Here is a 23,516-nt window from a genome sequence, read left to right on the forward strand (position 1 = left end):
ATCAAATTCGGTGACTTATGAAAATTGGTATCCTACAAACCGGCCACACTCCAGACGTACTTAAAGACGAATTCGGAGACTACGATTCGTTGTTTCCTGCCCTCCTGAAAGGTCACGGGCTAGAGTTTGAAACCTTCGCCGTTGTGGACGAGATATTTCCAAATAGTGCGGATGAGGCAGACGGATGGCTGATCACAGGGTCCAAACATGGAGCCTATGAGGATCTGCCGTGGATTCCACGTCTCGAAAAGTTGATCCGCCAAATCCAACAAAGCGGCAAGCCCATGGTCGGCGTGTGTTTTGGTCATCAAATCATCGCGCAGGCCCTTGGCGGCAAGGTCGAGAAGTTTGATGGCGGGTGGTCCGTCGGACGCACCGAATATGACTTTGACGGCGAAAAGGTCTGGCTGAATGCCTGGCATCAGGATCAGGTGGTTGCCCTGCCCGAGGGGGCCAAGGTGACAGGCCAAAGTGATTTCTGCCAAAATGCGATGCTGCAATATGGTGATCAGATCTGGACCGTTCAGGCACATCCTGAGTTTTCCAACGACTTTGTAACCGGGCTGATGCAAACCCGTGGCAAGGGCGTGGTGCCCGATGATCTGATGCAGAGTGCTGCGAACCGGCAATCGACACCGGATCACAACGCGCAGATCGCGGATCTTATGGCGAATTTCCTGAAGAAAGCGAGGGCCTGATGGCCGATTGGACAGACGCACTGCCGCAGGCAGCACAAGCTTACATCGAAGGGCACCGGCTGGATGAGGTTGAATGCATCATTTCCGATTTGCCCGGCATTGCACGCGGCAAGGCGGTTCCCGCGTCGAAATTTGCACGGCAATCCTATTTCCACCTGCCCGACAGTATCTTTTATCAGACCATCACCGGGGATTGGGGCGAAGCTGCGGGCGAAGACGGGTTCATTGAACGGGATATGATCCTGAAACCTGACTTCTCGACCGCGTCCGCCGCGCCCTGGACTGGGGATTGGACTTTGCAGGTGATCCACGACGCCTATGACCGGGATGGCGAGCCGATCCCGTTCAGCCCGCGCAACGTGTTGAAGCGTGTCGTACAGCTCTATCACGCCAAAGGGTGGAAGCCCGTTGTCGCCCCCGAGATGGAGTTCTTTCTGGTTGCCCCAAACGTGGACCCGGCGCAGGGGATCAAGCCTATGATGGGCCGCTCGGGCCGCCCGGCGGCTGCACGTCAGGCCTATTCAATGACTGCAGTCGATGAATTCGGCCCGGTGATTGATGACATCTATGACTTCGCCGAACATCAGGGGTTCGAAATCGACGGCATCACCCAAGAAGGCGGCGCAGGCCAGCTTGAGATCAACCTGCGCCACGGCAATCCGGTGAAGCTTGCGGATGAGGTGTTCTATTTCAAACGCCTGATCCGCGAGGCTGCGCTGCGACACAATTGTTTCGCCACGTTCATGGCCAAACCGATCGAGGATGAGCCCGGTTCCGCCATGCATATCCACCATTCGATCATCGAGATGGAGACAGGGCAAAACATCTTTTCAGGTCCGCAAGGCGGCGAGACGGATGCGTTCTATCACTATATCGCGGGACTACAGAACCATCTGCCCGCAGGTCTGGCCGTAATGGCACCTTACGTGAATTCCTATCGGCGCTATGTCAAAGACCATGCCGCGCCGATCAATCTGGAATGGGCGCGCGACAATCGCACAACGGGTATCCGCGTACCCCTGTCCGGCCCCGAGGCGCGGCGGGTTGAAAACCGCATCGCCGGCATGGATTGCAACCCCTATCTGGGCATCGCGCTGTCGCTGGCCTGCGGCTATCTGGGTCTGACCCAGCAGGAACGCCCCCGTCGTCAGTTCTATGGCGATGCGTATGAAGGCGATGGCGATATCCCGCAGGTCATGGGCAATGCGCTGGATCTGTTTGATGAAGCCACGGAGCTACACGAGGTTCTCGGCCCGGATTTCGCCCGCGTCTATGGCATCGTGAAGCGGGCTGAATACGAGGAGTTCCTGCAGGTGATCTCTCCTTGGGAGCGCGAGCATCTGTTGCTGAACGTCTGAACCAGCGGAGCCGTTCGCCATGAACCTTCTGTATTCCAACGACCGCAAGGCTGAATATCCGGCAAGCTGGTATGCTGCGACGGCCAATACTCTGGCCCCGTTCCCTGCGTTCGAAGGCGAAACCCGCGCCGACGTCTGTATTGTCGGCGGCGGCTATACTGGGTTGTCAGCCGCGCTGCACCTGGCCGAGGCCGGGCTGGATGTTGTGCTGCTTGAAGCGCACCGCGTCGGGTTTGGGGCTTCGGGTCGCAATGGTGGGCAGTTGGGCAGCGCCCAGCGCATGGATCAGGAAAGTCTGGAGCGATTGGTCGGACAGGATGATGCCACAAAGCTGTGGGATTTGGCCGAGGATGCAAAGGGTTTGGTCAAATCCCTGATCGCCAAACACCAGATCAATTGCGATTTGAAACCCGGTGTGGCTGACCTGGGGTTGTCGATCTCGGACCAGAAAGAGCTGCACGCCCATGCCGAGCATCTGTCGAACACATATGGCTACGATCAAATAGAGCTTCTGGATGAGGCGGCGGGACATGCGCTGTGCCCTTCGCCCACCTACAAGGGTGGATATCTGGACAAGGGTGCCGGGCATTTGCATCCGTTAAACTATGCGCTGGGGCTGGCGCGGTCGGCGCAAAACGCAGGTGCGCGCATTCACGAAAGAACCGAGGTTCTGGGGATCGAAGAGGGCGATCCAGTGGTCGTGCGCACCGAAAACGGGACGGTACGCGCCCAACATCTAATACTGGCCTGCAACGGCTATCTTGGCGCGCTGAACCGGCAGGTGGCATCGCGGGTCATGCCGATCAACAACTTCATTGCAGCGACAGAACCACTTGGCGATGACGCCACCCGCGTTTTAACCCAGGATGTCGCCGTTGCAGATACTAAATTCGTGGTAAACTACTTCCGCCTGAGCGCTGATCGGCGGCTTTTATTTGGCGGCGGTGAAAGCTATGGCTATCGCTTCCCATCCGACATCGCCGCCAAAGTGCGCAAGCCGATGGTTGAGATTTTCCCGCATCTGAAAGACGTGCAAATCGACTATGCATGGGGCGGCACTCTGGCGATTACAATGCGTCGAATGCCATATCTTGCGCGGCTTGCCACCAACATTCTTTCGGCATCGGGATATTCCGGCCACGGCGTTGGCACCGCAACCCATGCCGGGCAGCTTATGGCTTTGGCCGTTCAAGGACAGGCCGAAGGGTTTGATACCATGTCCCGCGTCCCGGCCCTGCCCTTTCCGGGCGGCCCGGCCTTGCGTAGCCCGCTACTGGTACTGGCGATGACCTGGTTTGCGATGCGGGATCGCCTGGGCTTCTGAAACCCGTTTTTGATTGCGACAGTTTGGTGAAATTTTGCCGATCCATCGATTGGGGGCTTGGCACGGCCTGCCCGTCTGATTTAAATAAACGAAAGTTAGAATTCGGGAATTCCAAATATGACGCTGCCCCCCAACGTCCATGACGCCGAACCCATCCCCGCCGCCGCACGAGACGCCATCGATGCCCTGATGCAGTCCGGTGATCTGTTTCGGTACACCGCACCACAAGACGCGCCGGTTGCCCTGCTGGAGGCCGAGTTCGCGGCGCTGCTGGGCACCAAATACGCGCTTGCTGTCTCCTCCTGCTCGGCTGCGTTGTTCCTATCGCTGAAGGCGCTGGACCTGCCGCGGGATGCGCGGGTGCTGATCCCGGGCTTTACCTTTGCCGCTGTTCCATCCTCGGTCGTGCATGCAGACTGTATTCCGGTTCTGTGCGAGGTGGGTGAGAATTACCGCATCGATATGGATGATTTCGCAGCCAAACTGGAGCATGTACAAGCCGTTATCATCAGCCATATGCGCGGCCACACCTCGGATATGGACGCGATCATGGAGCTTTGTGATGCGCGCAACATCCCGGTAATTGAAGACGCGGCGCATTCACTGGGAACAACCTGGCATGGGCGGAACATTGGCACCATCGGCAAGGTCGGCTGCTTTTCGTTCCAGTCCTACAAGATGATCAACGCCGGCGAAGGCGGTATTTTGATCACAGATGACGCCGATCTGGTCGCACGCGCTGTGATCATGTCGGGTGCTTACGAGCACAACTGGAAAAAACACAAAACCCCACGCGGTGACAACTCACCTGAGCTTGAGCAGGCCTTTGCACGCTGGCAGAACCAACTGCCGCTCTATAACTTGCGGATGAGCAACCTGAGCGCCGCCGTCATCCGCCCGCAAATCCCTGAGCTGGCGCGCCGGGTTCAGGATGGATTGGCGAACCATGACTATGTGGCGGAACGCCTGAACAATTCACCCTATATCAACGTCCCTGCCCCACTGTCGCCGGAACGCCGTGCGCCGGATTCGATCCAGTTCAATCTGGTCGGCATGGATGAGGCTGAAATCCGCGGCTTCGCTGCTGCATCCGAGGTGCGCGGTGTCAAGGTTCAGGTCTTTGGCCTGAGCGAGGACAACGCCCGGGCGTTCTGGAACTGGCAGTTCCTGCCCGAAAAGTTCGACCTGCCACAGACACGCGACATGTTGATGAAAGCCTGCGATGTGCGCCTGCCCGTACGCCTGACGCGCGAAGAGTTGGACGTGATCGCTGATATCCTGCTGGCATCAGTCGGTGAGGTCACAGGCCCGGTCCCGGTATACGGAACCTGACACAAAAAAGGCCCGCGCAAAGCGGGCCATCTTTTCCATGGTCCAAGATCAGTTGAGTTTGGACAGCTTGTTCTGCAACTCAGCCAACTGCTTTTTGATGTCGTTCAGATCTTCATTCGTTTCTGGCTTTTTCTCTTCCTGATCCGGCCCGGACCAGCCGCCGGATAAGCCACCTGTCATGGCCTTAAGAAACGCCTGTTGCTGCGCCTGCAACGCGTCGAACCCTGGTATCTGAGACATCGGGTTCATCGCGCTCATGTTCTCCATCATCTTGCTTTGGCTTTCGCGGAGCATTTCGAACGAGCTTTGCAGGAATTGAGGCATCATGCCCCCGCCCGGCAGCATGTAGCTGCGCACCAGATCATTCAGCACATTCACCGGCAGAACATTTTCGCCCCGGCTTTCGTGTTCTGCAATGATTTGCAGAAGATATTGCCGCGTCAGGTCGTCGCCGGTTTTCAGGTCAATGATCTGAACTTCGCGCCCGTCGCGGATAAACCCCGCAATGTCTTCAAGCGTCACGTAATCGCTGGTCTCGGTGTTATACAGCCGACGGCTGGCGTAGCGCTTGATAAGCAGCGGTTTTTCGTTGTCCGACACCTAGTACCCTCCCCAAGGATGATGCGTTGCAGCACAGGTTATGCGAGTGCAGCACAAAAAGAAAGGGCAGGTCAATGGACCTGCCCAACGCGAAAGCACCTATTGGGAGGAATAAGGTGCGCTTATCGCGAAGCTCTTACTTGGCGGCTGCGGCTTTCTTGGCGGCAGTCGTCACGTCGTTGGTTGCTTTTTTGACAGCTGCGGTTGCTTCTTCAGCAGCGTCTTTGCCAGCCGCCATCAGCAGTTCAACGGTTTCTGTCTGAACTTTTTTCGCGATTTCAGCGAAAGCAGCCAGGTTTTCAGCTGCAACTTCTGCCGACGCGCTTGCGAAATCGGTTGCTGCTTTGGCGTAGTCAGCAGGCTCTGCCTTTGCTTTCGACATCTCGGTCATCTTGGCCAAGGTCTCCTTGGTCCATTTGCTCGAGATCTCAGCCGATTTTTCAGCAGCTTCCAGAGCAACGCCCGACAGCTTTTCGTTCAGCGAAGCAGTCGATTTGAATGCGCCTTCCAGCGCGGTGGTGTCCACAGGGAACGCGCCCATCATGTCTTTCATGATCGCGGAAAAGTCTTGAGTCTTTGCCATCGTTCTAATCCTTTTGCTGAGCCGGGCCCACCCCGGCTTTCGTCAGCTTGAGAACAATATGGTTTCTGCATTGCAGCATTGCAAGCTTTTTCTTGCTGCAATGCAGAAAAACTGTGGTTTCAAAATGAAATCAGACGTTTGGATTGGCGACTACATATGTCCCGGGCGCCGGTGCAAGGCTTGGATGGGTCGAATCGCCTGCCTCCCGTGCGGGCACCTGTTTGCCCGATCGCTTCTTCAGCCAGGCCTCCCACATGGGCCACCAGGACCCTTCATGGAAATCCGCCTGTTTCAGCCAGGTGTCTGCATCTGATTTCAGATCGGGGTTTGTGTAATGGCCATACTTCTTCTTGCTGGGCGGGTTCACGATCCCTGCTATATGGCCGGATTCCGAGACAACAAAGGTCTTTGAGCGTGACCCCATCTTTTGCACACCGCGATAGCAGTCTTTCCAGGCGGCTATATGATCAGTTTCGCAGGTGATCGCCATCAAAGGGACATCCACATCGGCCAGCGTCAGCTTGTGCCCCAAAAGTTCGATCCCGTCCGAAGCAAATTCGTTGCGTTGGCACAGGCCGCGCAAATAATCGACCGCCATCTTCGCAGGCAAGTTCGCACCATCGCCATTCCAAAACAACAAATCAAAGGCCGGAGGCACTTCTCCCATCATATAGCTGCGGATGGCCGGGCCATACACCAGATCGCGCGAGCGCAGGAATGACATCGTCCGCCCCATAATCCACGAGCGCAGCACGCCCTCTTTTGTTACCTCTTCCTCGATCCCGTCGATGAAGTCATTTTGCAGAAACGGTGTGAATTCTCCCTGCTCCGAGAAATCCGTCAGTGCGGTGAAAAGCGTTGCCGATTTTATCGACTTGTCGCCTCGCTTTTTCATCAAGGACAATGTCAGGCTGAGAGTCGTGCCTGCAATGCAATAGCCAATCGCGTTGACCTGTTTGACCTTGCAGATCTTCTTCGCGACATCAATTGCAGTCAGGAAACCATCCTGAATGTAGTCCTCCATCCCGGTTTCGGCATAGCTTTGATCCGGGTTGACCCAGCTGACAACGAACAGGGTATACCCCTGTTCCGTGATCCATTTGATCAGGCTATTCTGGGCCTTCAGGTCGAGGATATAGAACTTGTTGATCCATGGCGGGAACAACACAATGGGTGTTTCATGCACCGTTTCTGTTGCAGGCTTGTACTGGATCAACTCCATCATACGGTTGCGATAAATAACGTCGCCCGGGGTGGTCGCCAGATTGCCGCCAACCTCAAACGCGTTTTCGTCAGCCAGCTTGACCACAAGCTCGCCATCATTTGCTTCGAGGTCGGATACCAGATTCTCCAACCCGTCAATCAGCGATTGGCCTTCGGTTTCGACCGCCTTTTGCAACGCATCAGGATTTGTAGCCAGAAAATTGGTCGGCGCCATCATGTCGATGATCTGCTGCGAGAAATAGCTGAGGCGCCGCTTGTCCTTTGCGTCGAGATCATCAACCGAGGCGACCGCCTGAGTGATGGCCTTTGCGTTGGTCTGGTACTGCTGGCGGATCAGGCGGAAATAGGGGTTGGTGTCCCACATCGGGTTGGAAAACCGGCGGTCTGCAGGCGCGTCATGCGCCTCATCAACTTCACCTGTGGTCAGTGCTTGCTGCGCTTCGGCAAAGTTCAGAACCGACTTGCCCCAGTATTGAATCTGTTGCTCCAGCAGCTTGGCGGGGTTTTGCCAGGCCTCAGCAAAATAGGCTGTTGCTGCTCGTGCGAAAAGCTCTTGATTCGGACCGTCCAGCGCAGAGGTATGAGGCTTTTTAGACGCCATAACTTCGACAAGTCGCTTGGAGAGAGTTTCGACCTTCTCCATATTTTCTTTAAGCTTTTCAATATGCTCTTCAGTCGCTTCAGGCATTTGGTCTTCGCTTGTTGTCATTTTAACAATTCCCGCCTAGTCTCGCTGCTATGCAGAATAACGTCGTGGGTGTCGGGGGACAAAGCGGCGAATGGTCCGAACCTAACAGCCTTAGACTCTGGAGGCCGCTTCCATGCGCTACATGATGACCTACGACTTGATGGAGACCATGCGCAACACGAACCAATGGCTTGGTTCGACCGCCAGCGCGATGGCGTCCTATCCGTTGTTTTCGATGGTACCAAACCCGGCCTTCAGCTGGATGGCCGCCTGGGGTGAGGTGACCGAGCGCACCTTCCAGCGCATGGTCGTCAAACCCGACTGGGGTATTCATACGTTTACCTGCGAAGACGGCAAAGATCATCTTGTTGATGTTACCACGGTTCTGGAACGCCCCTTTGGCGATCTCGTCCATTTCAAGGTAAACGGACGAGAAAAGCAACCGCGCAAGGTTTTGCTGGTTGCACCGATGTCGGGGCACTACGCGACATTGCTGCGCTCGACCGTCAAAAGCCTGCTTGTCAATTGCGAAGTTTATATCACCGACTGGCATAACGCGCGCGATATTCCTGTGTCTGCAGGCAAGTTCGATGTCGAGGACTACACCCTCTACCTTGTCGATTTCATGAAGGAGCTGGGGCCAGACACGCATGTTGTTGCTGTTTGTCAGCCCGCGCCTCTAACCTTGGCGGCAACCGCCTATCTGGCCGAGGTTGAACCCAAGGCACAACCCAGCACCCTGACCCTGATCGGCGGTCCGGTTGATCCCGATGCGACACCGACGGATGTCACGGATTTCGGCCGCCGCGTGACAATGGGCCAGCTGGAAGAAACCATGATCCAACGGGTTGGGTTCAAATACAAAGGTGTAGGCCGCATGGTCTATCCCGGCCTGCTGCAACTGGCCTCTTTCATGTCGATGAATGCCGAACGGCACTCCAAAGCGTTTTCAGACCAGATCCAGCGCGTGATCCGGGATGAGGCGTCCGATCATGATGCCCATAACAGGTTCTACGATGAGTATCTGGCCGTCATGGACATGACCGCCGAGTTCTACCTATCCACAGTAGAACGTATCTTCAAAGGGCGTGAGATTGCGCGCAACGAATTTGTTGTCGCAGGCCACAAAGTCGACATTAGTAAGATCACCGATGTCGCGGTCAAAACCGTTGAGGGGGCGAATGATGATATCTCGGCCCCCGGCCAATGCATTGCCGCGCTTGATCTGTGCACCGGCCTGTCGGACAGCAAAAAGGCCAGCCATGTTGAGCCGAATGCGGGCCATTACGGCATTTTCGCCGGCCGCAGCTGGCGCGACAATATTCGTCCACTTGTGATTGATTTCATGAATGAAAACAGCCGCAAGCCGCTACGCAGGGCGGCGAACCGAAACAAAGTAGCCTGAGACGATGGGCGAGAGCGATCAATCCGGTCTCGCGTTCTCTTGCACCTGCGGTCAGGTTACAGGGCGCATCAAACCTCAGGGTCTTAAACACGGCTCGCATGCCCTGTGCTTTTGCGCCGATTGTCGTGCGGGGCAATTGTATTTCAAACAACCCGACCCTGCGCCCGGCCCTGTAGAAGTGTTTCAGATTGCCCCGGACGAGCTCATCTTTGACACAGGCAGTGAAAATCTGGCCGCGATAAAGCTGAGCCCCAACGGCATGCTGCGGTGGTATGCGAAATGTTGCAATGCACCGCTCGCGGCAACGCCAAACACGCCAAAGTTCCCATTTGTCGGGTTCATTGCGGCCCGTTTCAGCGACACGACGGCCCTTGGCCCCATCACAACGCGGGGCTACATCCCCACATCGGGTGGCAAACATAAGCACGAAGGCATTCGTGCGGCAATTGTCGCAATGCTCAAGCGTGTTGCCAAATCGCGCCTGTCTGGCAAGTGGAAGCAAACACCATTCTTTGACACCGCAACCGGTGAGCCGGTGGTCAGCCCCAAACTGATCGACAAATCCGAACGCGACGCGCTTTATCCATAGCTGGGTCTTGGGTTGAAGTTCAGCCAGTCTTGCATGGCTGCATTCAGCTCATCCGGGTTTTCCAATGTCGGAAGATGGCCTGCGCGTTCTATCATCTGCAATTGGGCTTCGGGGATCATCTCGGCCATAAACTCATGCTTGCGCGCAGGGATCAGTGTATCATGCGTTCCGCCAAGGATCAGACCCGGAACTTTGACCCGGCAAAGGATGCTCTGCTGATCCGGTCGCCGCTGCAAGGCCCGCATTTGACGCACAAATACTTCGGGGCCCAGATCGACGGCCATCGAGAGCAGCCGGTTCAAAATCGGGATACGTTGCGGCCCGGGGGCCAGCGCGTCCGATCCGATCACCTTGCGCATCACTTCTTCCAACCGCCCGGCTTGCGCACCAATGATTAATTCTTCGCGTGCAGCGGCCATCTGTGGCGTATCGGCCTGCGCATCGGTCGAAATCAGGCAGAGGCGTGACACCCGATCCGCCGCGCGCCTTATGATCTCAAGCGCGACAACACCGCCCAGACCTAGCCCCGCCAGGGCAAATCGATGCGGTAACTGATCGAGCAAGCCAGACGCGATCTCTTCGATCCGTTCGCCTGATGAAATTGGGGCAACCATCACAGCCCGATCGCGCGACAGCGCGTCGATCTGAGGATGAAACAATCGGGCGTCACACATAAAACCGGGTAGCAATACCAGCGGCTCGATCACGCGGGGCCTCCATCAGTTCGGGCTTCCGAACCCCTTCTTTTTCCCTCAGGATGAGAGTTTTTTCAGGCCCCGGCAAGCAGAAAACTCAAGGGGAGCGGCTACCCCGAAAAGCCGGGAAATCGGCATAACGGGCCTGTCTGGCCGTTTGGCTTTCGCCCGGCTCGGCCCCGGGGCGTAACAAACACCCGCGTGGCGCGATATAGCTGTCAATCCGGCGCACCGGCGCAGGTCGCCAGACAAGGTTAAAGGCACAGAGCTTGGGAAAGAACCAGATTTCTGAATAGTCCAGATGATCATGCATCCACCAGGCAAGATCACGCCAATCCCGGCCTTGCTCAAACTGATCCGCGAACCACGGGATCACAATCGACGCCCCTGCGATACGCGCATCTCCTACGCCTCGGTCCCAGATGTGACATTCCAAAGGGTTATCGTTGCGCGCGCAATTCAGCCGGTTTTCATTTCCAAACTGGTTCAGAGACGGCGAGCGATAGCCCGAGCGGACCGCAACGCGCCCGAATGTCTCCTCAAGCGGGTCCAGCAAAGTCTGGCAAAAGGCACGGCCAGTCTCGATCGCAAGATCAGGGTTTTCAGGGATGTTCTGGTGCTGGTGAAAATTCCCGATCTCGGAATACAGAAAATCCCGCATGAAAAAGTGCGGGGACAGACGCACGCGGCCAAGCGTTTCAAGGCTCCACATGCTGCCCGGTTTTCGCATTGTCTTGCTCCTAAGCGAAACGGCTACTCTACGCCCTGCGATTTCAACCATTCCAGAATACCGGTCACTGCTGCATCGGTCTGCCCCGGCGACATCAGGCGCCCTGCAACCACATGAGACATCGGATCATCCCCCTCGCCCATCGTGACCAGTTGAACCGCTGCATCAGCACCCCAGCCTAGAGCCACTTGGTGGGTACGATCTGGACGGACGACCTCATCATCGTCCGAAAACCAGAACAAGGCCGGCACCTGCGCGCCTTCGAAATCCAGTGCGTAGACTGTATCCACCAGCACAGTCATAGGCACGACAGCGACCCATGGGTAAACCGAAGACCAGTATTTGTTCTTCTCAGGGTCCGGGCCCGAGACGTCCCGCTCCTCTCCCATCAGCAGTGGCAGCCAGGACCGGGCCCATGGCAGGCCGGGAATGAAGGCGACCGGCGAGTTAACGCCAAAGTTTGGTGAGACAAAGACCATGCCGGCCACGTCGGTGCTGAGTTCGGGGTCAAGCGCGGCCGCTGCAACCAGCGTTCCCCCAGTCGAGGTTGATATGACAACAACCTTGTCACCCACGGCCCGTGCGGCGGCCAACCCTTCGGCCAGATCCTGCATCCAGCCCGAGGCTGTTGCCTCACCCATCGCGGCACCATCGCGCCCATGGCCTTGCAAGCGGGTATAAACCAGATTGGCGCCCAGCGCGTCCGCGACCCTGTCGGGAACTGGTCTGATTTCTTCGGAACTGGCTGAGAAGCCATGAACGTATAAAACCGAATAAGGTGTGCGTTGTTCTTCGTAGCCGTCCTGCCAGATCACACGCTTTTCGACACCGGGCACGATGTCATCAAAGGCGGATTCGGTGCTTTCAAAATAAACCTGCACCCCTTCGCCGAACTTGGCAGAGTCGAAGCGCGGATGAAGATCGACCTTTTCACGCGGGCCAAACCAGTAGACCAGACCGCCAACAACGATCAGCGCCAGTAGAAGCCGCCCCAGAAACCATCCAAATTTCCGCATCAGGATTCTCCCATTACGTCCAGAATTGCGCGTTCGATCAATGACAGACACATGTCATCAGAGAATCTGTGGTCGGCATCTTTCACCAACAGCAGTCGCATATCAGGGCCTGAGGCATGATCCAGCAAGCGCACCGCCGTTTCAGTGGATACAGCGGTATCCGCAGTGCCCTGCAGAAAACGTGTTGGGAAAGGTAGATCCAGCGCTTCTCTCAGCACAAGATTCTGACGTCCGTCGTCAATCAGGCGCTTGGTGATGATGTAAGGTTCCATATAGTCGGACGGCAACTCAACCTGCCCCGCTGTTTCCAACGCTGCCTTCTGCGCCTCTGTAAATGACGCCCAATACCCATCTTCCGTAAAATCCGGAGCGGCGGCGATTGTGACCATCCCCGCTATACGATCTGGGAGGGTTTTGGCCAGCAACAAGGCCTGCCAGCCCCCCATGGACGAGCCCACAATGATCAATGGCCCCTGCGTCAGCGCGGACACTGCGGCAACTGTGTCTTCGTGCCAATCTCCGATGCTGCCTTCTGTGAATGCACCCGAACTTTCACCATGGCCGGAGTAATCAAACCGCAAGTATGCTTGCCCGCGCGCTTTGGCCCAAGCCTCTAGATGAACGGCTTTTGTGCCTTCTTTGTCCGACTTTAGACCTGACAGAAACACGAGGGTCGGGCCTTGGCCTTCGCTCAGATCATAAGCGATCCGCCGCCCCTGATCGGTTGTCAAAAAAGCGCTCATCTTGCCGCCCTTCATATTTTGATTTGTGACACCCTAGCCCGCGCGGGCTGGGAGTTTAAACCTGATTTCAGATTTTTTAGGTTACCATATTGTCACGTGACTATCGAATCACATATAAGACAAATATGGACATGCTATTCAAAGCTCTGAATGACCCCGCTCGCCGAGAGATTCTGGACCTACTGCGACAGGAAGATGGTCAATCTCTGTCGCAGTTAGAGGCACATTTCGACATGACCCGCTTTGGCGTCATGAAGCATCTGAAACTACTGGAAGATGCTGGGCTGGTCCTGACCCGCAAACATGGGCGGTTCAAATATCACTATCTGAACCCCTTGCCCCTGCAGGACATGCTGGACCGTTGGGTCGCCCCTTTTCTTCAACCGCAAGCCAGCGCGGTCAATGCGCTGAAACTCAAATTGGAAACGGAGACTCGTATGGGAAAACCAGATTTTATGATGCAGACCTTTATTCGCTGCACCCAGGACGCGCTGTGGGATGCATTAACCAAGCCAGATCAGATGGCGGCCTATCACTTCCTGTGCAACGAAGTACGCGGAGAGGTCTCGCCTGGTGCAACAGTGCATTTCATTACCCCTGACGGCAATGAGATGCTGCGGCAGGTGACGCAAAAGCTGGACCCGAAAACCCGGATCGAGATGGGGTTTGAGCCTCTTTTCATGGGCCCTGACGCCCCGCAATCAACAATGGTTTATCTGATCGAACCACAAGGTGATGTCTGCAAGCTGACCATCGAACATTATGATCTTGCAGTTGGCCAGGAAGGCTTTGCCGAAGGTTGGGCGCGTCTGGCTGCCTCACTCAAGAGCTGGCTTGAGACCGGCGATGCCCTGAAGGAGAGCGCATAATGGCTGAGTTTCCAACTGAACTGGGCGTACTGACATGCCTGATGCTGCTCGCTGTTTCCATGTGGATTCCATACGTGGTTGGCGTTTCGACCGACCCCTCGGGCGAGGAAGCCTTTGCCCGACCTGCACAGATCCCAAACCTGCGCCCCTGGGTGCAAAGGGCGCATCGCGCGCAGTTGAATCTGCTCGAACAGGGTATGCCGTTTGCCGTTTTGGTTCTGATCGTCAACACGATGGACGGCTTTACGGCGCTGACCTATTGGGCTGCTATTGTGTTTTTCTGGGTGCGCGTCCTACACGCCATCGGTATGATCACGGGCATTGCGCGCATGCCTCTGCGGCCCATTCTGTTCACAGCTGGATGGGTGTGCTGCTTAATCATGGGCTACGCTGTTTTTGCGGCCGTCTGAACATCCTGAAAACGTGCCACGCAATCCTTTGGTTGCGTGGTGCTTTTCGCATTTACGTTCAAAGCGGTTGACTTCGCGCTGCGCCAGTAGCAAATAGCCAAAACACCATAACCCGCAACCGGGCGTTCAGTGGGCGCCAAACCGACGAGGAGAGCCAGGCATGGCCTTGGATTCAAAATCCGTCTCACTCACCTTCCCTGATGGCAATGCACGTTCTTATGACGCTGGCGTCACGCCCGCGCAGGTGGCGGCCGATATCTCGACTTCTTTGGCTAAGAAAGCGATCTCGGCCACCGTCGATGGTCAGCACTGGGATCTGCAATGGCCCATCGAAGCGGATGCACAGATCGCCATCCACACCATGAAGGATGAGGCACAAGCCAATGAGCTGATCCGCCACGATCTGGCCCATATCATGGCCCGCGCCGTGCAAGAGATCTGGCCCGACACCAAGGTCACCATCGGCCCCGTGATCGATAACGGCTGGTACTATGACTTCGACCGCGCCGAGCCCTTCACACCCGAAGACCTCGGCCTCATCGAAAAGAAGATGAAGGAAATCATCAATAAGCGCGACCCCGTGACCACCGAGGTCTGGGACCGTCAGCGCGCGATCGATTTCTACACCCAGAATAATGAGCCCTATAAGGTCGAGCTGATCGACTCCATCCCCGGGGATGAGCCGCTGCGCATGTACTGGCACGGCGACTGGCAGGACCTGTGCCGCGGCCCGCATTTGCAGCATACCGGTCAGGTGCCGGGTGACGCGTTCAAACTGATGTCCATCGCCGGTGCCTATTGGCGCGGCGACAGTTCACGCCAGATGCTACAGCGCATCTATGGCGCGGCCTTCACCGGCAAGGAAAAGCTGAAAGCTCACCTGCATATGTTGGAAGAGGCGGCAAAACGCGACCACCGCAAGCTGGGCCGCGAGATGGACTTGTTCCATATGCAGGAAGAGGCCCCCGGCCAGATTTTCTGGCATCCCAACGGCTGGACAATCTACACACAGCTACAGGATTATATGCGTCGTCAGCAGCGCAGCGGTGGTTATGTCGAGGTCAACACACCACAGGTCGTTGACCGCAAGCTTTGGGAAGCCTCAGGCCACTGGGACAAGTATCAGGAAAATATGTTCATCGTCGAAGTGGACGAGGAACATGCGCGTGAAAAGGCCGTCAACGCCCTGAAACCGATGAACTGCCCCTGCCATGTGCAGATTTTCAACCAGGGACTGAAGTCCTACCGCGATCTGCCCCTGCGCATGGCAGAATTCGGATCGTGCAACCGGTATGAACCGTCAGGTGCCCTGCATGGTATCATGCGCGTGCGCGGCTTCACGCAGGATGACGGTCACATCTTCTGCACCGAAGACCAGATCGAATCTGAAACCGCCGAGTTCATTCGCTTCCTGTCGCAGATTTACAAGGATCTTGGGTTCGAGAATTTCTCGGTCAAGTTCTCGGATCGTCCCGAAAAGCGGTCTGGCTCGGATGAAGTTTGGGACAAGGCCGAAGCCGCCCTGCTTAGCGCGACACGTGCCGCCGGGATCGAACCGGAACTCAACCCCGGTGAAGGTGCGTTTTATGGCCCAAAACTAGAGTTTGTTCTGACCGACGCAATCGGTCGCGACTGGCAATGCGGTACACATCAGGTTGATTTCGTTCTGCCCGAGCGGCTGGACGCCACCTATATCGGCGCAGACGGAGGCAAACACCGCCCCGTTATGCTGCACCGCGCGACATTGGGATCGTTCGAACGCTTTATCGGCATCCTGATCGAAGAACACGCAGGCAAGCTGCCCTTCTGGCTGGCCCCGCGTCAGGTCACAGTCGCGTCGATCACCTCAGACGCGGATGACTATGTGATGGAGGTCGTCGAAGCGCTGAGAGCTGCGGGTGTGCGGGCCGAATCCGATATCCGCAATGAAAAGATCAACTACAAGGTCCGCGAACATTCGCTGGCCAAAGTACCGGTGATCCTGGCCGTTGGTCATCGTGAGGTCGAAGACCGCACCGTCAGCGTGCGACGCCTTGGCGAAAAACAAACGCAGGTTCAGCCGCTTGAGGCTGTAACAAATGAGCTGTCACAGGCAGCGACCCCACCCGACCTGCTGTAACATTCGGCACCATATCGCCGGAAATCCGACCCCGGAACTGGGGTCGGATTGAAACACTCTATCCTTTTCCCTTCAAAAACAGTAGATTACCTTACAAGGGCGCACCCCGCGCCCTGACGCGCTTGTGAGACACGGGCTCGTGAATTTAACAATAGCCAACTTGCCCTTACCTTTGTCATTGTCACAAGCAGACATACCCAGTCATCAAGAGGATTTCCGAGATGTCGAACACAGCAAAGTCCCTGGTTATCGCAACCGCAGTCGCAGCCGCCGTATCGGGCGCAGCAACCACAGCAACCGCCCAAGCCAAAGAAAAGTGCTATGGCGTTTCGCTGGCCGGTCAGAACGATTGTGCAGCAGGCCCCGGCACCACATGTGCGGGCACCTCAACCGTTGATTATCAGGGCAACGCCTGGACCCTGGTTGACGCTGGCACCTGCGGCGATATCGAACTGCCTGCAGAGGCAGACGGCACACCGCGCAAAGGTTCGCTGGAAGAGCTGAAGCGCGACCTGCCTGCATAAGCGTCGAGCAAACAACTTCAAGGGGGCGGGCACCTTCGCCCGCCCTTTCCTTTGATCAGAAGGAGCGTGCAAATGCTGGATGATGCCCTCAGATCCAATCGTCTGCCCGCAGCGCCGGGTGTTGGCTACAAACCACAGCATTTTGCCCAAATACTGGAGCACGCCCAACCCGTCGCCTGGCTTGAAGTTCATGCCGAAAACTACATGGGGGATGGGGGCCGCCCATTGGCGCAACTGCGCCATCTGTCTGAACAGTTTCCAATCTCGGTCCACGGTGTTGGCCTGTCCATCGGCGGCGAAGGCGCGCTGGACCCAGATCACCTGACGCGGCTGAAACACCTTGTCGGCTGGCTGAATCCCGCCAGTTTCTCGGAACATCTGGCCTGGTCAACCCATGACAGCCATTTCTTCAACGACCTGCTGCCCCTGCCCTATACGGATGCAACACTGGCACGGGTTTGCGCACATATTGATCAGGTGCAAGAGACAGTCGGTCGTCAGATGCTACTTGAGAATCCCTCCAGCTATCTGGCGTTCGAAGAAAGCACATGGTCGGAACCCGATTTCCTGCGCGAGATCGCCAAGCGTACAGGCTGTGGCCTGTTGCTGGACGTGAACAACGTCTTTGTCTCGGCCACCAATCTGGATTTCTCACCCCAGGGTTACATCGACGCTTATCCACTAGATCAAGTGGGCGAAATTCACCTTGGCGGGCATGATGAGGATGAAGATGACCATGGCCATCCCCTGCTGATCGACAGCCATGGGCGCGAGGTTGTGGACCCGGTTTGGGCGCTGCTGGACTATGTGCTGGAACGGTCAGGGCCCAAGCCCGTGTTGGTTGAATGGGATACAGATGTCCCCGATTGGCCCGTTCTGCGCGCCGAAGCGGAACGCGCGCAATCCGCATTGGAACGAGTCCCCGCATGAGCGTTACCCAAACGGAATTTCATGCGGCCCTGCTGGATGCCAAAGCGCCAATTCCGGACGGATTAACGGATGCGGACGATCAACCTGCGGGCCGCCGGTTCAGCGTCTATCGCAATAATGTCGCAGTTTCTCTGACCGAGGCGATGCATCAGGCATTTCCTGTCATCACCAAGCTGCTGGGCACCAAAAACATGGACGGGCTGTCCGGCATCTTTCTGCGACAGCACCCCCCAACCTCGCCCTTGATGATGTTTTACGGTGAGGCGTTTCCCGACTTTCTGGCCAACATGCCACAACTGTCTCATCTGGCCTACCTGCCGGATGTAGCCCGACTGGAATTGGCGCTGCGCCAGTCCTACCACGCCGCAGACAGCCGACCTGCCCCGGCAGATGCACTGGCCGTTTCGCCCGAAGAAATCATGCGCGCCCGGTTGGAATTCGCGCCTTCAATGCAGGTCATCCGGTCGGATTGGCCCATTCATGCGATCTGGCGTTTCAACACTGAGGCTGACGCGCCCAAGCCCTCAACCGGGGCCGAGGATGTGTTGATCACCCGCCCTGAATACGATCCTGCCCCTCACCTGCTGCCACAGGGCGGCGCGGATTGGATCGCCTACTTACAATCTGGGGACACCATCGGCGAAGCCTTCGAAAGAGCCGCCGCTGACACTCTGGACTTTGATCTTGGACCCACACTGGCGTTGCTGTTGCAAGGCGCTGCCATAACTTCTGTGATTATCGAAAGGCTGGAAACATGACTGCCCTGATCTCAATCCACAACAACGTTCTGGGTAAGGCGGACCATGCGTCTGGCTGGCTCACACCCACGCTTGCGCGGCTGGTCTTTATCGCGGTGCTGCTGGTCTACTATTGGAATTCGGCCATGCTAAAGATCGATGGGTCAATCTTTTCACCGTCCAGCGGAGCATTTGGACAAATATTCCCCAAAGCGGCCGAGGCTGTTTTGTGGGACGTCACGCAGATGACCTTGTTTCAGCGTATCGTGGTTTTCCTTGGCACCGTGGCCGAGTTTGTTCTGCCCGCCTTGTTGCTGGTCGGCCTGCTCACGCGTCTGGCTGCTCTGGGCATGATCGGCTTTGTCTGGGTTCAGACTCTGGTCGATGTAACAGGCCATGGCGTGAAACTGGGCAGTCTGTTCAACGCGGCCCCGGACATTCTGGACCAGCGAGTTTTGTGGACCTTCCTGTTCCTGGTGATCGTGCTCAATGGCGCGGGCCCCCTGTCTCTGGATCGCCTGTTGAAGCTGAAATGAGCTAGAAATGCGCCTTGGGTTCGTCCGGTTTTCCAGCGGCGAGCCCAAGCACCCCGGCAACGCCCGCAAACGCAATCGGGAACATGGTGAAGACACCAAACCCAAACGCGTAGTACATCCCCGCCGCAGACACCAACAGCAAGACACCCGCGACCAGAGCACGCGCATGGGCCATCGCGCCCCCTGCGATCGCCAGCAATGGCGCAACGATCGAGGCCGTTTGAATCAAACCGGGGTTATCGACCTGCTCGGCGATGCCATCAATATCCCCGAAATGCTTGATCGCCTCGACATACCCATACCCAAAGAACCCAACAATCATCCCGATCAAACCGGCGATGACACCCAAAATCATTGCGGCGTTTCGCATAAACTATCCTCGCAGTTGCGTCAGATCAGATAAGTACCCGATCAGGCGACGCCAAGCGTTGCCCGCGTTTCAGCTGTCCAACCCAACGTCAACGCGCCATCTTTTTCGATCAGCGGACGTTTCATCAACGCCGGATGCTCTTTCAACAACTCCATTGTGGGGCGAGAACGCTGCGCATCGTCCAAACCACGCCAGGTTGTCGAACGTGTGTTGAGCAAAGCATCGCCGAACGTGGCAAGAGCCTGCGACAGCAAATTTTCTGGAACGCCAACTGCGCGCACATCCACAAACTCAGCATTAGGAAGTGATTTCAATGCCTTGCGGCACGTATCGCAAGTTTTAAGCCCATAAAGACGCATGTCTATCCTGCTCCGATGTTTGTTTCAATTTTAGGCGAACCAACTGGTTTCCAGCGGTTATTCTTGATTTTTTACTTCACCGTGCAATGTTGAAAAAGGTGAAACATGCAAAATCGGCTGTCGTCAGCATTGGAAACAGTCTGCTTTTGCGGTTCTGCCAACCACCGCCCCACCAATTTGTGGGACAATGCGAAAGTAGAAGGAGACACGGGAGATGCCAACTGGCACCGTGAAATGGTTCAATACCACCAAAGGCTATGGGTTTATTGCCCCTGACGAAGGGGGCAAAGATGTGTTTGTGCATATCTCGGCCGTAGAACGGTCCGGCCTGACCGGACTCGCAGACAATCAGAAAGTCTCGTATGAGTTGCAGGACGGACGTGACGGCCGCCAGATGGCAGCTGATTTGAAACCGTTGTAACGACGCCCCCGCCCCGCGCGGGGTTTTCCAATTAAGGTTGACGGCCAATTTCCGGCCGTCACCCGCCCCCTATCCGGCAAATGCCCTATCCCCGTGCTGGCTTATCCTCAGCATGCGAATACCAGTCTTGTCCCATCGCAACGATGCAGGATGTACCGGTGGCATAGGTCACAACCATGGTCCAATCGCCCCGATCACTACTCCAGACCTCCATGATCTGTTCAGGCCCGCGCATGCCCGTTGCAATACGGGCAGAGCGAAATTGAGCCTGCAACTTGTCATGCAATCTTTGCGTTGGTTCACACAGAACCTCGGCAATTGGGTTTTTGGCAACAGCCGGTCCGGCCAGCGCCGACACCAGACCAAGAACGGAAAAAAACGAAGCATAGGTCATGGAACCAAAGTAACAGTTTCATGACGGTTTGTATAGACAATCGCTATGCTTTTGAATCAGTTTTCCTTGATGATGGCCTCGAACTCACGCCATTCCCGCGCTGTCATGCCTGAACTTTCCTGAGTGACGCTTTCACCAGCCAGCATCCGGCGCAGGCTGTCGACCATCTGAGCGGAAAGGTTCACAGCGCCAAGGCGGTAATCTTCGAACGCGCGATAGGCAAAGGGCACCCAATCGGCCACGATCTTGCACATGGCATCGGCATAGACCCGGATCTCGTATTGCGCATGTGGATCGGCGCGCAGGCGCAGGAAATGGAACAGGTTGTGCAGATCAACCTTCCAATACCATTGCGTATAGATATTGGCTGGCAAGTTCATCCGTGCCAATTCACGCGCCAGCCCCTGCTGCCCGTCCTGGCTGATCATCGCCTCATAATTGTCGTAGCAGCGAGTGCTGTCCGCCTTGAGCATTTCCAGAACCCGCGCGGCCTCTTCCCCTTCCAGAGCTGATCCGCGGCCTTGATTGTTCACTTCTGACTGCGCGGCGACATGTTCGGGCGCAGGGATGTAGAACTCACGATCCAGAATGGAATAGCGCGCCGAGTATTCGTTCACATTTGCAGTCCGGTGGCGAATCCACTGGCGTGCAACAAAAACCGGAAGTTTGACGTGCAGCTTGACTTCACACATCTCAAACGGGGTCGAATGCCAGTGCCGCATCAGATAGCGGATCAGCCCTTCGTCATTCTGAACCGATTTGGTGCCCTTGCCATAAGACACCCGCGCCGCCTGACAGATGGCCGCATCATCGCCCATATAGTCGATGACCCGGACAAACCCATGATCCAGCACCTGGTGGGCGGTGTACAGGTGATCTTCCATCCCCGTCGCTACGACACGGCGTGTTTGATGCGACTGCGCGCGCTGCGCTTCGATCTCGGCCTGTTGGTCGGCAGACAAGGGCATGAAAACTTCCTTTCGATACTGAGTCGCCTGCCACTATATATCGTCAGATCATCTGCTGGAACCGCAGGATATGGCCTAAGGTGCGGATTTTCGGAATTGTGTTCCCCACCCCCTCGACACGTTCCCGCAGCGCGCTAAGCTGAGGCGAACTCATTCAAAAAAGAAGGATTGCCAAGATGGCGCTGACATATCTTCACACCATGGTTCGCGTGAAGGATCTTGAGAAATCCATGGCGTTCTATGAACTTCTGGGCCTGAAAGAAACCCGCCGATACGAAAGCGAACAGGGCCGGTTTTCGTTGATCTTCATGGCGCCTCCGGGGCAAGAGGACCGCCCGATTGAACTGACCTACAATTGGGATGGTGATGACGCATTGCCAAGTGACAGCCGCCACTTCGGGCACCTCGCTTACGGCGTCGACAATGTTTACGAGGCTTGCCAACATCTTCAGGACAACGGAGTAGTCATCAATCGCCCGCCGCGTGACGGGCGTATGGCATTTGTCCGTTCGCCTGACAATATCTCGGTTGAGTTGCTGCAAAACGGTGACGCGCTGGAACCGGCAGAACCCTGGGCCAGCATGGAAAGTACCGGGCACTGGTGATCCGCCCCCTTATAGCACTAGGTCTGGCCGTACTGGCCAGCCCCGTTCAGGCAGAGCCCTGCCGTCTGGCGCTGGCGTTGGCGCTGGATATCTCTGTTTCGGTGGACGAGGCAGAAGACGCTCTGCAACGGCAAGGCCTGGCGGCCGCCCTGCTCGCCCCCGAGGTTCATGACGCCTTCTTTTCCTCGCCAATGCCCGTCGCGCTTGCGGTCTATGAATGGAGTGGACGGTCCGTCCAACATATCATCCTGGATTGGCGGATGATCGAAAACAGTGGCGATGTTCTGGCCGCCGCAACACAAATCAGCCAGTCCAAGCGGTCGGACACCCAATCCGCCACTGCGATGGGATACGCATTGGCCTTTGGCGCCGCCTTGTTGGAACGCGCGCCCCCTTGCCTATTCAAGACCATTGACCTGTCAGGGGACGGTTCGAACAATGACGGCTATGGCCCACAAAACGCCTATCGGCACTTCCCATTCAATGATGTCGTGGTCAACGGGCTGGTCATCAACGCAGCCGATTTCGAAGGCGAGCTGTTCCTGATCCCATTCTTTGAAAACAATGTTTTACACGGGCCGGGCGCGTTTCTGGAAGTAGCGCAGGGGTTCGAGGATTTTGAGCGCGCCATGCGCCGAAAGCTGGAACGTGAGCTCAGCGGGTTACAACTCGGAGATCTTCCTTCGACTAACCCGGCACATGTTCTGACGCACCCGCCAGAAAACAAATCGTCGCGTATCAGTAGATATAGCGAATCTGATCCGTCCAATACCGCTCAACCCGGCGCAGTGATCCGGTGATATCTTCGATCCCCTCTTGCGCCAACACACCGCGGCTTTGCAACCCGTCTGCATGGCGCGCAAAAAGCTCAGATACGATATCCCGGATTTCCCGACCACGTGGTGTCAGCCGCACCCGGACAGATCGACGGTCAATTTCGCACCTCTGGTGGTGCATATACCCCATCTCAACCAGTTTCTTCAGGTTGTAGCTGACATTGCTACCCTGATAGTATCCACGGCTTTTCAGCTCGCCCGCCGTCACTTCATGATCGCCGATATTGAACAGGAGCAGCGCCTGAACGGCGTTGATTTCCAGCACACCGACCCGCTCAAACTCATCCTTGATCACATCCAAAAGCAGCCGGTGCAGCCGTTCGACAAGTGCCAACGCCTCAAGGTAGCTGTTCATGAACCCTTTGGCGCCCGGTGCCGAGACCTGCAATTCCATACTCATCCGACCCTCCGATTCAGTCGCGTTATTTCCGCCACGATGAACCGAAATCCCGA

Annotated in this window: 28 protein-coding genes; 16 read left to right on the plus strand and 12 right to left on the minus strand. The window is 56.5% G+C overall.

What is annotated here, in order from left to right:
- Positions 1–17 precede the first annotated feature (17 nt).
- From AC2FFE_RS08725 to AC2FFE_RS08740, 4 genes are all read left to right on the plus strand, one after another.
- Complete coding sequence (locus AC2FFE_RS08725; RefSeq protein WP_496817314.1) at positions 18–698, plus strand: type 1 glutamine amidotransferase; 681 nt, start codon at positions 18–20, stop codon at positions 696–698.
- Positions 698–2,056, plus strand: coding sequence for a glutamine synthetase family protein (locus tag AC2FFE_RS08730; RefSeq protein ID WP_496817313.1), 1,359 nt, complete (start codon positions 698–700; stop codon positions 2,054–2,056). The genes AC2FFE_RS08725 and AC2FFE_RS08730 overlap by 1 nt, the downstream gene beginning before the upstream one ends.
- Positions 2,057–2,075: 19 nt before the next feature.
- Entirely contained in the window at positions 2,076–3,380 is a 1,305-nt protein-coding gene (locus tag AC2FFE_RS08735; protein ID WP_496846421.1) for an NAD(P)/FAD-dependent oxidoreductase, read from the plus strand.
- Between the two features lie 117 nt (positions 3,381–3,497).
- On the plus strand, positions 3,498–4,712 hold the full coding sequence (locus tag AC2FFE_RS08740; protein ID WP_496846422.1) for a DegT/DnrJ/EryC1/StrS family aminotransferase: 1,215 nt from the start codon (positions 3,498–3,500) through the stop codon (positions 4,710–4,712).
- A gap of 48 nt (positions 4,713–4,760) precedes the next feature.
- Here AC2FFE_RS08740 and phaR read toward each other — a convergent pair whose 3' ends face one another.
- The 3 genes from phaR to AC2FFE_RS08755 form a co-directional block, all read right to left on the minus strand.
- A complete protein-coding gene (gene phaR, locus AC2FFE_RS08745) occupies positions 4,761–5,312 on the minus strand; it encodes a polyhydroxyalkanoate synthesis repressor PhaR (protein WP_496846423.1) in 552 nt (183 codons plus the stop codon).
- Between the two features lie 136 nt (positions 5,313–5,448).
- Positions 5,449–5,895: a phasin, PhaP gene (locus tag AC2FFE_RS08750; protein WP_496817309.1), complete on the minus strand. Its 447-nt coding sequence runs from the start codon at positions 5,893–5,895 to the stop codon at positions 5,449–5,451.
- Positions 5,896–6,025: 130 nt separating this feature from the next.
- Positions 6,026–7,828 (minus strand): PHA/PHB synthase family protein, encoded by a 1,803-nt coding sequence (locus AC2FFE_RS08755; protein WP_496846424.1) that lies wholly within the window; start codon positions 7,826–7,828, stop codon positions 6,026–6,028.
- A 112-nt stretch (positions 7,829–7,940) separates the two neighbouring features.
- Here AC2FFE_RS08755 and phaZ point away from each other — a divergent pair, with 112 nt between their 5' ends.
- Together phaZ and AC2FFE_RS08765 are read left to right on the plus strand one after the other, a co-directional pair.
- Entirely contained in the window at positions 7,941–9,212 is a 1,272-nt protein-coding gene (phaZ, locus tag AC2FFE_RS08760) for a polyhydroxyalkanoate depolymerase (RefSeq protein ID WP_496817307.1), read from the plus strand.
- Between the two features lie 4 nt (positions 9,213–9,216).
- Positions 9,217–9,801, plus strand: coding sequence for a DUF6151 family protein (locus tag AC2FFE_RS08765; protein WP_496846425.1), 585 nt, complete (start codon positions 9,217–9,219; stop codon positions 9,799–9,801).
- Here AC2FFE_RS08765 and AC2FFE_RS08770 read toward each other — a convergent pair.
- From AC2FFE_RS08770 to AC2FFE_RS08785, 4 genes are all read right to left on the minus strand, one after another.
- Positions 9,792–10,508, minus strand: a complete 717-nt coding sequence (locus tag AC2FFE_RS08770; protein ID WP_496817305.1) for an alpha/beta fold hydrolase — start codon at positions 10,506–10,508, stop codon at positions 9,792–9,794. The two genes, AC2FFE_RS08765 and AC2FFE_RS08770, sit on opposite strands and share 10 nt — an antisense overlap.
- 85 nt (positions 10,509–10,593) lie before the next feature.
- Entirely contained in the window at positions 10,594–11,208 is a 615-nt protein-coding gene (locus AC2FFE_RS08775; RefSeq protein ID WP_496817716.1) for a hypothetical protein, read from the minus strand.
- Positions 11,209–11,249: 41 nt separating this feature from the next.
- On the minus strand, positions 11,250–12,242 hold the full coding sequence (locus AC2FFE_RS08780) for an alpha/beta hydrolase (protein ID WP_496817304.1): 993 nt from the start codon (positions 12,240–12,242) through the stop codon (positions 11,250–11,252).
- Entirely contained in the window at positions 12,242–12,985 is a 744-nt protein-coding gene (locus AC2FFE_RS08785; RefSeq protein WP_496846426.1) for an alpha/beta hydrolase, read from the minus strand. The genes AC2FFE_RS08780 and AC2FFE_RS08785 overlap by 1 nt, the downstream gene beginning before the upstream one ends.
- Before the next feature lie 125 nt (positions 12,986–13,110).
- Between AC2FFE_RS08785 and AC2FFE_RS08790 the strand changes: the two genes are divergently transcribed.
- The 7 genes from AC2FFE_RS08790 (at position 13,111) to AC2FFE_RS08820 (ending at position 19,110) form a co-directional block, all read left to right on the plus strand.
- Positions 13,111–13,854, plus strand: a complete 744-nt coding sequence (locus AC2FFE_RS08790) for an ArsR/SmtB family transcription factor (protein ID WP_496846427.1) — start codon at positions 13,111–13,113, stop codon at positions 13,852–13,854.
- Positions 13,854–14,264 carry an MAPEG family protein gene (locus AC2FFE_RS08795; protein WP_496846428.1) on the plus strand — a complete coding sequence of 137 codons (411 nt, stop codon included), beginning with the start codon at positions 13,854–13,856 and terminating at the stop codon, positions 14,262–14,264. Before AC2FFE_RS08790 ends, AC2FFE_RS08795 begins: the two co-directional genes overlap by 1 nt.
- A 160-nt stretch (positions 14,265–14,424) precedes the next feature.
- Positions 14,425–16,383, plus strand: a complete 1,959-nt coding sequence (gene thrS / locus AC2FFE_RS08800; RefSeq protein WP_496817300.1) for a threonine--tRNA ligase — start codon at positions 14,425–14,427, stop codon at positions 16,381–16,383.
- Positions 16,384–16,604: 221 nt separating this feature from the next.
- Entirely contained in the window at positions 16,605–16,907 is a 303-nt protein-coding gene (locus AC2FFE_RS08805; RefSeq protein ID WP_170530749.1) for a BufA1 family periplasmic bufferin-type metallophore, read from the plus strand.
- A 72-nt stretch (positions 16,908–16,979) separates the two neighbouring features.
- Entirely contained in the window at positions 16,980–17,837 is an 858-nt protein-coding gene (bufB, locus tag AC2FFE_RS08810) for an MNIO family bufferin maturase (protein WP_496817299.1), read from the plus strand.
- Entirely contained in the window at positions 17,834–18,595 is a 762-nt protein-coding gene (locus AC2FFE_RS08815) for an HvfC/BufC family peptide modification chaperone (RefSeq protein WP_496846429.1), read from the plus strand. Before bufB ends, AC2FFE_RS08815 begins: the two co-directional genes overlap by 4 nt.
- Positions 18,592–19,110, plus strand: coding sequence for a hypothetical protein (locus AC2FFE_RS08820; protein ID WP_496817297.1), 519 nt, complete (start codon positions 18,592–18,594; stop codon positions 19,108–19,110). The genes AC2FFE_RS08815 and AC2FFE_RS08820 overlap by 4 nt, the downstream gene beginning before the upstream one ends.
- Position 19,111: 1 nt before the next feature.
- Here the strand turns inward: AC2FFE_RS08820 and AC2FFE_RS08825 are convergent, their stop codons facing one another.
- A complete protein-coding gene (locus AC2FFE_RS08825; protein ID WP_496817296.1) occupies positions 19,112–19,480 on the minus strand; it encodes a hypothetical protein in 369 nt (122 codons plus the stop codon).
- Positions 19,481–19,521: 41 nt separating this feature from the next.
- Positions 19,522–19,839 carry an ArsC/Spx/MgsR family protein gene (locus tag AC2FFE_RS08830; protein ID WP_496846430.1) on the minus strand — a complete coding sequence of 106 codons (318 nt, stop codon included), beginning with the start codon at positions 19,837–19,839 and terminating at the stop codon, positions 19,522–19,524.
- 214 nt (positions 19,840–20,053) lie between these two features.
- On the opposite strand from AC2FFE_RS08830, the gene AC2FFE_RS08835 reads away from it, so the two are divergent.
- Positions 20,054–20,260: a cold-shock protein gene (locus AC2FFE_RS08835; RefSeq protein WP_008758035.1), complete on the plus strand. Its 207-nt coding sequence runs from the start codon at positions 20,054–20,056 to the stop codon at positions 20,258–20,260.
- 85 nt (positions 20,261–20,345) lie between these two features.
- Here the strand turns inward: AC2FFE_RS08835 and AC2FFE_RS08840 are convergent, their stop codons facing one another.
- Together AC2FFE_RS08840 and thyX are read right to left on the minus strand one after the other, a co-directional pair.
- Complete coding sequence (locus AC2FFE_RS08840; protein WP_480546639.1) at positions 20,346–20,654, minus strand: hypothetical protein; 309 nt, start codon at positions 20,652–20,654, stop codon at positions 20,346–20,348.
- Between the two features lie 56 nt (positions 20,655–20,710).
- Complete coding sequence (gene thyX, locus AC2FFE_RS08845) at positions 20,711–21,622, minus strand: FAD-dependent thymidylate synthase (protein ID WP_480546638.1); 912 nt, start codon at positions 21,620–21,622, stop codon at positions 20,711–20,713.
- A gap of 176 nt (positions 21,623–21,798) precedes the next feature.
- Between thyX and AC2FFE_RS08850 the strand changes: the two genes are divergently transcribed.
- Together AC2FFE_RS08850 and AC2FFE_RS08855 are read left to right on the plus strand one after the other, a co-directional pair.
- Positions 21,799–22,227: a VOC family protein gene (locus AC2FFE_RS08850; protein WP_496846431.1), complete on the plus strand. Its 429-nt coding sequence runs from the start codon at positions 21,799–21,801 to the stop codon at positions 22,225–22,227.
- The gene (locus tag AC2FFE_RS08855; protein ID WP_496846432.1) at positions 22,224–23,027 is read left to right on the plus strand and encodes a DUF1194 domain-containing protein; all 804 of its coding nucleotides are present in this window, start codon (positions 22,224–22,226) and stop codon (positions 23,025–23,027) included. Before AC2FFE_RS08850 ends, AC2FFE_RS08855 begins: the two co-directional genes overlap by 4 nt.
- Here AC2FFE_RS08855 and AC2FFE_RS08860 read toward each other — a convergent pair.
- Positions 22,966–23,463 carry a MarR family winged helix-turn-helix transcriptional regulator gene (locus AC2FFE_RS08860; protein WP_480826752.1) on the minus strand — a complete coding sequence of 166 codons (498 nt, stop codon included), beginning with the start codon at positions 23,461–23,463 and terminating at the stop codon, positions 22,966–22,968. The two genes, AC2FFE_RS08855 and AC2FFE_RS08860, sit on opposite strands and share 62 nt — an antisense overlap.
- Between the last annotated feature and the right edge of the window lie 53 nt (positions 23,464–23,516).

Source organism: Ruegeria sp. YTSA168 (genome assembly GCF_059610045.1).

Coding starts and splice junctions, on each gene's coding strand:
- AC2FFE_RS08725 (WP_496817314.1), top strand. CDS start 18: ATGAAAATTGGTATCCTACAAACCGGCCACACTCCAGACGTACTTAAA.
- AC2FFE_RS08730 (WP_496817313.1), top strand. CDS start 698: ATGGCCGATTGGACAGACGCACTGCCGCAGGCAGCACAAGCTTACATC.
- AC2FFE_RS08735 (WP_496846421.1), top strand. CDS start 2,076: ATGAACCTTCTGTATTCCAACGACCGCAAGGCTGAATATCCGGCAAGC.
- AC2FFE_RS08740 (WP_496846422.1), top strand. CDS start 3,498: ATGACGCTGCCCCCCAACGTCCATGACGCCGAACCCATCCCCGCCGCC.
- AC2FFE_RS08750 (WP_496817309.1), bottom strand. CDS start 5,895: ATGGCAAAGACTCAAGACTTTTCCGCGATCATGAAAGACATGATGGGC.
- AC2FFE_RS08755 (WP_496846424.1), bottom strand. CDS start 7,828: ATGACAACAAGCGAAGACCAAATGCCTGAAGCGACTGAAGAGCATATT.
- phaZ (WP_496817307.1), top strand. CDS start 7,941: ATGCGCTACATGATGACCTACGACTTGATGGAGACCATGCGCAACACG.
- AC2FFE_RS08765 (WP_496846425.1), top strand. CDS start 9,217: ATGGGCGAGAGCGATCAATCCGGTCTCGCGTTCTCTTGCACCTGCGGT.
- AC2FFE_RS08775 (WP_496817716.1), bottom strand. CDS start 11,208: ATGTGGAGCCTTGAAACGCTTGGCCGCGTGCGTCTGTCCCCGCACTTT.
- AC2FFE_RS08780 (WP_496817304.1), bottom strand. CDS start 12,242: ATGCGGAAATTTGGATGGTTTCTGGGGCGGCTTCTACTGGCGCTGATC.
- AC2FFE_RS08785 (WP_496846426.1), bottom strand. CDS start 12,985: ATGAGCGCTTTTTTGACAACCGATCAGGGGCGGCGGATCGCTTATGAT.
- AC2FFE_RS08790 (WP_496846427.1), top strand. CDS start 13,111: ATGGACATGCTATTCAAAGCTCTGAATGACCCCGCTCGCCGAGAGATT.
- AC2FFE_RS08795 (WP_496846428.1), top strand. CDS start 13,854: ATGGCTGAGTTTCCAACTGAACTGGGCGTACTGACATGCCTGATGCTG.
- thrS (WP_496817300.1), top strand. CDS start 14,425: ATGGCCTTGGATTCAAAATCCGTCTCACTCACCTTCCCTGATGGCAAT.
- AC2FFE_RS08805 (WP_170530749.1), top strand. CDS start 16,605: ATGTCGAACACAGCAAAGTCCCTGGTTATCGCAACCGCAGTCGCAGCC.
- bufB (WP_496817299.1), top strand. CDS start 16,980: ATGCTGGATGATGCCCTCAGATCCAATCGTCTGCCCGCAGCGCCGGGT.
- AC2FFE_RS08815 (WP_496846429.1), top strand. CDS start 17,834: ATGAGCGTTACCCAAACGGAATTTCATGCGGCCCTGCTGGATGCCAAA.
- AC2FFE_RS08820 (WP_496817297.1), top strand. CDS start 18,592: ATGACTGCCCTGATCTCAATCCACAACAACGTTCTGGGTAAGGCGGAC.
- AC2FFE_RS08825 (WP_496817296.1), bottom strand. CDS start 19,480: ATGCGAAACGCCGCAATGATTTTGGGTGTCATCGCCGGTTTGATCGGG.
- AC2FFE_RS08830 (WP_496846430.1), bottom strand. CDS start 19,839: ATGCGTCTTTATGGGCTTAAAACTTGCGATACGTGCCGCAAGGCATTG.
- AC2FFE_RS08835 (WP_008758035.1), top strand. CDS start 20,054: ATGCCAACTGGCACCGTGAAATGGTTCAATACCACCAAAGGCTATGGG.
- AC2FFE_RS08840 (WP_480546639.1), bottom strand. CDS start 20,654: ATGACCTATGCTTCGTTTTTTTCCGTTCTTGGTCTGGTGTCGGCGCTG.
- thyX (WP_480546638.1), bottom strand. CDS start 21,622: ATGCCCTTGTCTGCCGACCAACAGGCCGAGATCGAAGCGCAGCGCGCG.
- AC2FFE_RS08850 (WP_496846431.1), top strand. CDS start 21,799: ATGGCGCTGACATATCTTCACACCATGGTTCGCGTGAAGGATCTTGAG.
- AC2FFE_RS08860 (WP_480826752.1), bottom strand. CDS start 23,463: ATGAGTATGGAATTGCAGGTCTCGGCACCGGGCGCCAAAGGGTTCATG.